This is a genomic window from Candidatus Zixiibacteriota bacterium (genome assembly GCA_014728145.1).
Taxonomy (GTDB): domain Bacteria; phylum Zixibacteria; class MSB-5A5; order JAABVY01; family JAABVY01; genus WJMC01.
The window spans coordinates 1-4,541 of the sequence record WJMC01000155.1; the positions used below are offsets into that span (position 1 = coordinate 1).

Consider the following 4,541-nt stretch of genomic DNA (forward strand, 5'->3'; position numbering starts at 1 on the left):
CCGAACTGTATCCGAATTTTCTGAAACGCGCACTTCAGGCAGATATAAGCCTGTATCTTATCAATGGGCGGATTTCTGACAGATCATTTCGCAAATATCAGGCTGTCAGAGAGTTGTTTGGTTATCTGCTGAAAAGCTTTATGCTCTTGATCATGCAGTCAGAAGACGATCTCGAGCGGATCGTCAGCCTCGGTGCTGACAGGCTGAAGTGCAGGACACTTCCTAATCTAAAATATGATCTGATTAAATCTCAGGTTGAGCAAATCGATCCAGGCCGAATCCGAGATAAGTACGGTATCTCCCCGGAAAAGAAAATCCTGACTGCAGGTTCAACCCGGGACGGGGAGGAACTTCGTATCGCGCGCGAGTATGTAAAATTCAATACTTCTCGTGATGACCTGCTTTTGGTAATCGCACCGCGTCATATCGAAAGGGCCCATGAAATAGAATCCTGCCTGAAGCAGGCCGGATTGACATATAAACTCCGCAGTCTTCTCAAGCAGGGCGAGGCAATCGATTCTGATGTCCTGATAGTGGATACGATCGGTGAGTTGACAGGATTTTATTCGATATCGAGCGCTGCCTTCGTTGGGGGGTCTCTGGTGCCAAAAGGGGGACAGAATCCGCTTGAACCGGTCGGTTTGGGAGTTCCCACCTGCTTCGGACCGCATATGGAAAACTTTCGGGAGATCAAAAAATCGCTTATAGAGATGAAACTTGCTTACCAGATATCAGAAGGCTCAGAAGTAACAGGTTTCTTTAAGTCCGCTTTGGATGGTACTGTTTCTCGGCCCGACCCGGAATTGCTGTTTAAAAAGTACGGTCGTTCGGCTGAGATTACGGCCGGGATAATCATGGGAGATCGTAATGGTTGAGAGGCAGGGGGGATTTTTTCAGGAGTATCTCAATCATCCTCGCTCACGCTGGTACTACAACCTGCTCTCGATTCTACTCTGGCCTTTTTCATTGATATTTCGAATCATTGTTTTTTTGCGGGCAACACTATATAAGATCGGCCTGCTTAAGGCCCAGAAGCTGTCTCACCCGGTAATTTCGATCGGTAACCTGACAACCGGGGGGACCGGCAAGACGCCGGTTGAAATGTATCTCATGGAAGTATGCGCTGAAATGAAGCTCAGGCCTCTCCTGTTGTCCCGCGGTTATGGTGCCGAAAACAGTGAACCGAAGGTTATAAGAACAAGCGATGATATGAAAGAGCTACCGGATGAATTGAAGATGATCCATCGAAATTTCCCCGATGTGGCCATCGCTTACTGCAGGGATCGCCTGAAAGCGTACCTGCTGGCATTGACTAAATTCGAGTTCGATCTGGTGCTTCTCGACGATGGATTCCAGCATATCCAGATCGAACGCGACCTCAATATAGTTGTGCTTGACTCGAAAGCTCCTTTCGGGTCAAAAAGACTGCTTCCGTCCGGCAACTTGCGCGAACCCAGGCGTTCATTGAAGCGAGCCGACCTGGTGCTGATTAATTTTAAATCCAGGGATAATTTCAATACTATAAAAGCTCTCAATAGAGTAATCGAAAGACCGCTTCTGGCCGGCAATTACCTGGTGAGTGAAATCATTTCGCTTCAAGATAGCGAGAGGATTGAAGTATCGAAATTATCTGGCAAAAAAGCGGGACTGCTAGCGGCAATTGGAAACCCCGCGAGCTTCATCGAGATTCTGAGCTCACTGGAAATCTCGATAGAAAAAAGCTTTCTGTTCCGGGACCATCACCGCTTCACAGTCGAGGATATGAGTATGATCGCTTCAGAGGCAGAAAGCGCTGGTTTGGAATGCCTGTTTACGACCGAAAAAGATGCCGTTAAAATCGAAAACATTTGCTTTATCAAGCCACCGGTGTATGTTATTAAGATAAAATTTCGTCTTGAGCATGGTGCCGACAGATTGACAGGGAGGATCAGAAGAATTGCCCCAGAGACCTCATAAGGTAGATTTCCTGGTAATCGGTTCCGGGATCGCCGGGCTGTCGTTTGCGCTCCGGATGGCTTCCCACGGCAAAGTCGCGGTGGTTACAAAGAAGAGCGACACCGAGAGCAACACTAACTATGCCCAGGGCGGTATCGCCTCGGTTATAAGCCGGGTCGATTCATTCGATAAACACATCGAAGATACGCTTCAATCGGGTGCCGGCTTGTGCCGGCCGGAAATTGTAAAACATGTCGTGCAATCCGGTCCGGATGCGATTAAGCGCTTGATCGAACTCGGTGTTGAGTTCAGCTACCTGGATGAATCCGAGAGCCTGAACGATTTGGATCTGGGGCGCGAGGGGGGACATTCGGAAGAACGTGTGGTCCATGCCGCCGACTACACCGGTCGCGAGATCGAAAGCACTCTTGTCAAAGCGGTCAAAACCAATCCAAATATCACGATTTTCGAAAACCATCTGGCAGTCGATCTGCTTTACCGGCGTGTGGGAGGACGCAAGCAATGTTGCGGCGCATGGGTGTACGACGTGCGCGTTTTGCAACTGTTCCGCGTGCTGGCCGGAATAACACTTCTGGCCACCGGCGGAAGCGGGCAGGTCTACCTGCATACAACCAATCCCCGCATTGCCACCGGAGATGGTATCGCCATGGCGTACAGAGCGGGTGCTCGTGTGGCCAACCTGGAGTTTATGCAGTTTCATCCAACCGCACTGTTTCATCCGGAAGGCGAAGCATTTTTGATTTCCGAGGCGGTGCGTGGCGAGGGGGGCCGGCTCCGGCTCCGTAATGGTCGGCGTTTTATGCCGGATTATCATCGGCGCGCCGAACTGGCAACCCGTGATGTTGTCGCACGGGCGATCGACCGTGAGATCAAGCTCTCCGGCCAGTCCTGCGTATATCTCGACTTAACCCACCTGAAGGACTCGTTTCTGCGCCAGAGGTTTCCAAATATATACAGCCGATTGAAAAATCTCGGTATTGATATCGCCACTGACTGGATACCGGTTGTCCCGGCCGCTCACTATATGTGTGGCGGAGTGGTCTCCGACCGCTATGGTCGTACCAGCCTCGATAATCTCTATGCCGTCGGTGAGGTAGCGCATACGGGGATGCATGGTGGCAATCGTCTGGCCTCGAATTCACTTTTAGAGGCAGTTGTGTTTGCCGAGTTCGCGGCCAAAGCGGCGGCGCGTGATAAGCACGCGCTCGAAAACGGGATGGATATTTCTTCGGAGTTCGATCGCCTGATGGAGGGCAAAAAGCCGGTACCAGAAGAGGAAAATATTTTGCTTTCGCACGCACAGCTGGATATCAAACAGATCATGTGGAACTACGTCGGGGTTGTGCGTTCCGACAAACGCTTAAGCTGGGCAAAACGCAGGCTGGCGATCATTAAAAACGATGTGGCTGAGTTGTGGGAGAACTTTCCGCTATCGTACGATCTGGTTGAACTGCGCAATTTGGCGACGACGGCAGAATTGATCGTACACTGTGCGGTCAAACGCAAAGAATCACGCGGACTTCACTATAATCTCGACTACCCTGAAAGAGATGACTTGACCTGGAAAAAAGACACCGTTATTGAAAAGAACTTTGAACTATGATGGAAGAAATTCTGATACTCGATTTTGGTTCGCAGTATACCCAGTTAATCGCACGACGAATTCGTGAGTTGAATGTCTACTGCGAGATCGTTCCTTACAACTATCCTGTCGAGCAGGCTCGCAGGAAAAACCTGCGCGGTATCGTGCTGTCCGGCGGTCCCGCTTCTGTTCTGAGCGAGGATGCTTACATCTGCGACCGCGGTTATTTGGACCTCAATCTCCCGATTCTGGGGATCTGCTATGGATTGCAGTTGATCGGAAAGCTGATGGGCGGTCATCTGGAGCGGGCTCGTTCGCGTGAGTACGGCCCGGCAAAGCTTTTCAGCGAGTCAAAATCAGCGCTTTTCAAAGATGTCGTCAGCGAATCGCGAATCTGGATGAGCCATGGGGACAGCCTCGAAAAACTGCCTCCGGGATTTGAAAACATAGGGCGCTCAAACAAGATCGAACATGCGGCCATTGCGGATGAGAACCGCAAAATCTACGGATTGCAGTTTCATCCCGAGGTCTATCATACCGAGATGGGCAAGATCATCCTGCGCAATTTCCTGTACGAGATTTGCGGGGCGGTGGGCGACTGGACGATGGAGACGTTTATCGAGGATACGATCACCCGCATACGCTCGGAAGTCGATGGTGAGAAAGTGCTGTGCGCGATCTCGGGCGGTGTCGATTCGGCGGTTTGCGCCCTGCTTTTATCACGGGCGATCGGGGCCAGCCTGGTATCGCTGTTTGTCAACAACGGACTCTTACGCAAAGACGAGGAAAGTCGTGTGATCAAAGCCCTTGCCGACTTAGAAGTAAATGTACAGTCCGTAGACGCATCGGAGAAATTTCTATCCAGGCTGGAAGGTGTGGTCGACCCCGAGCAAAAACGTAAAATTATCGGTAATACATTCATAGAAGTGTTCGAGCAGGAATCTAAACAACTGGGTCAGATAAAGTACCTGGCGCAGGGGACACTTTACCCGGATGTGATCGA

Annotated in this window: 4 protein-coding genes; all 4 read left to right on the plus strand. The window is 50.7% G+C overall.

What is annotated here, in order from left to right; genetic code table 11:
• Positions 1-875: 3-deoxy-D-manno-octulosonic acid transferase (locus tag GF404_09280; protein MBD3382375.1), on the plus strand; the 875-nt coding region annotated here is incomplete at its 5' end.
• Positions 868-1,956 (plus strand): tetraacyldisaccharide 4'-kinase, encoded by a 1,089-nt coding sequence (lpxK, locus tag GF404_09285; GenBank protein MBD3382376.1) that lies wholly within the window; start codon positions 868-870, stop codon positions 1,954-1,956. The genes GF404_09280 and lpxK, both read left to right, overlap by 8 nt.
• Entirely contained in the window at positions 1,937-3,559 is a 1,623-nt protein-coding gene (gene nadB / locus GF404_09290) for an L-aspartate oxidase (GenBank protein MBD3382377.1), read from the plus strand. Before lpxK ends, nadB begins: the two co-directional genes overlap by 20 nt.
• The coding region (gene guaA / locus GF404_09295) for a glutamine-hydrolyzing GMP synthase (protein ID MBD3382378.1) at positions 3,556-4,541 on the plus strand (986 nt) is incomplete at its 3' end. The genes nadB and guaA, both read left to right, overlap by 4 nt.

What these genes read in the sequence shown, in the direction of transcription:
- lpxK (MBD3382376.1), top strand. Translation starts at nt 868, where the DNA reads ATGGTTGAGAGGCAGGGGGGATTTTTTCAGGAGTATCTCAATCATCCT.